The 1,705-nt window shown below is 65.5% G+C and carries 3 protein-coding genes; all 3 read right to left on the bottom strand.

What is annotated here, in order from left to right:
- Positions 1-35: 35 nt before the first annotated feature.
- Positions 36-248, bottom strand: coding sequence for a hypothetical protein (locus tag ACRDUX_RS07945; RefSeq protein ID WP_526412667.1), 213 nt, complete (start codon positions 246-248; stop codon positions 36-38).
- Between the two features lie 5 nt (positions 249-253).
- Positions 254-712: a Zn-ribbon domain-containing OB-fold protein gene (locus ACRDUX_RS07940; RefSeq protein WP_526412665.1), complete on the bottom strand. Its 459-nt coding sequence runs from the start codon at positions 710-712 to the stop codon at positions 254-256.
- Positions 709-1,705: thiolase family protein (locus ACRDUX_RS07935; protein WP_526412663.1), on the bottom strand; the 997-nt coding region annotated here is incomplete at its 5' end. The genes ACRDUX_RS07935 and ACRDUX_RS07940, both read right to left, overlap by 4 nt.

Raw genomic sequence — 1,705 nt, 5'->3', positions numbered from 1 at the left:
GATCAAACTAGGTTAACTATGTGCGATGGCACGCGTCAACCATCGACGGCGCTGCCGGTGTGGATGCGAGCTTGCCGCAAGCCCTCCTGCGCATCGTCGACGTTCACGTCCCAGTCTCCGCACGAGCACGTGCAACGGAAGTGGCCGTTCTCGGGCAGGATCGCCTGGCCGTCACACGATCCACCGGTGTTGGCAATGCTGGTGAGGAATTCCAGTGGTTTCTCGTGCAGTGCGCTGTCGTCGGACACGTCGCTCACTCCTCGACGTCATGGGACGCCGAGACGCGGAAGACCGGAAGCAGCCACCCGTCTGCGATGGGCGAGAAGTCCACCCGCAGCGACATTCCGATCGACACGTCGGCCGGTGAGACATCGACGACGTTGGACACCAACCTCGCACCGGGTGCGTCCGGCAGATCCAGCACCGCGGGCACCAGGAGCAGATCGGGCATACCAGGAAAGCCGTGCACCACCGCGAAGCTGTACACCGTTGCCCTGCCGCTGAGTTCGACCCAATTCACCGACTTCGATCGACAGTTCGGGCAGAACGGCGTTGGCGGCAGCCGAAAGGCGTGACACTCGGCGCACTTCGGCGCCACCAGCCGACGCTCCTTGGCGGCCTGCCAGAACGGTTCGGTGTCCTTGTTGACCGCGATCCGGACGTGCTCGCCGGGGATGGTGGTCGCCAGGGCAGAGACCGCAACGGTGCTCACGAGGCCCGTCCCAGGATCAACCCGCTGACCGGCAGGCTTGCCGGCCCGCCGGTGACCAGTGCGAGTTCGGCGTCGGGTACCTGGTTGATCGCAGTGCCGCGCATCTGCTCGACCCCTTCCATGATGTGGGTCATTCCGATGATGTAGGCCTCGGAGAGCTGCCCGCCGTGGGTGTTGACCGGAATCGAACCGCCGTCGTACCGGATGGCGCCGCTCTCGACGAACGCGCCCCCCTCACCCTTGCCGCAGAACCCGTAGTCCTCCAGCTGCATGAGCACCATCGGGGTGAAGTGGTCGTAGAGCAACGCCACGTCGATGTCGGCGGCACCGATGCCGGCCTGCTCGTAGAGCCGCTTGGCGATGGGCGCATTGCCCGAGGAGGCGAAGTATTCGTCGGGCATACCCATCCAGGCGAACGCCCTGCCCCAGTCACGCACCCCACCGTGCGCGGCCGCGACCACCGGTACCGGCGGCTGCCTGAGATCCTTCGCCCGATCCATGCTGGTGGTGATCACCGCGACGGCGCCATCGGTCTCCTGACAGAAATCGTAGAGACACAACGGTTCTGCGATCATCCGGGCGTTGAAGTAGTCATCCAATGTGAGCGGTTTGCGATGCATTGCCTTCGGCCGGTTCGCCGCATTGCTTCGTGTCGAGAGCGCGATCTCGGCAAACGCTTCGCGGCGGGTGCCGTAGAGGTGCATGTGCCGACGGGCCATGACCGACATCAGATGTCCCGGGCCGAATAGCCCGGACGGCTGTAGGAACGAGTTGATCGGATCCGGCTCCAACGCCGAGAATACCGATCCCAGCCGCTGTTTGGACTGCTGCAGCGCCATCGCCGTGACCACCACCGAGGCGTCGCCGGCGACGATGGCCGCCCGCGCCAGCCCGATCGCGCCAGCCGAGCCGCCGCCCCCCGAAGTCAGCGCTGCGGTGAACCGGACCTCGGGGATCCCCAGGGTCTCCATGAAGTCGGCGGTGTCCATCTTC

It is taken from the genome of Mycobacterium sp. (assembly GCF_050701675.1).
Taxonomy (GTDB): domain Bacteria; phylum Actinomycetota; class Actinomycetes; order Mycobacteriales; family Mycobacteriaceae; genus Mycobacterium.
Note: the sequence above shows the minus strand (reverse complement) of the source record. Positions and strands in the feature narration are given on the sequence as shown.